This window comes from Rhodoferax sp. UBA5149, from assembly GCF_002413825.1.
Classification (GTDB): domain Bacteria; phylum Pseudomonadota; class Gammaproteobacteria; order Burkholderiales; family Burkholderiaceae_C; genus Rhodoferax.
The window spans coordinates 2750-3174 of sequence record NZ_DHXT01000124.1; the positions used below are offsets into that span (position 1 = coordinate 2750).

Here is a 425-nt window from a genome sequence, read left to right on the forward strand (position 1 = left end):
CTGGTCATCCTGACCGACCAAAAAGGGCTTTACACGGCCGATCCGCGCAAGGATGCCTCGGCCCGGTTTGTCCATGAAGCCAAGGCCGGAGACCCGACGCTGGAGGCGATGGCCGGTGGCGCTGGATCGAGTCTGGGGCGCGGCGGCATGATCACCAAAATCCTGGCGGCCAAACGGGCGGCCGGCTCGGGGGCGTCCACCGTGATCGCGTGGGGCCGCGAGCCTGACGTCCTGGTGCGATTGACCCAGGGTGAGCCGATGGGGACGCTGCTGGTGGCACAGACTCAAAAAACCCAGGCCCGCAAACAGTGGATTGCCGATCACCTTCAGCTGCGCGGTTCCGTGACAGTGGACGCCGGCGCCGTCGACAAGCTGCGCGACGAGGGTAAAAGTCTGCTGCCGATCGGCATGACGGCCGTGGACGG

General features: G+C 66.4%; 1 pseudogene. It reads left to right on the forward strand.

Features of this window, described 5'->3' with window-relative positions:
* Nucleotides 1-425 (forward strand): annotated as a pseudogene (locus tag B3V69_RS11000) (glutamate 5-kinase); the annotation flags it as partial.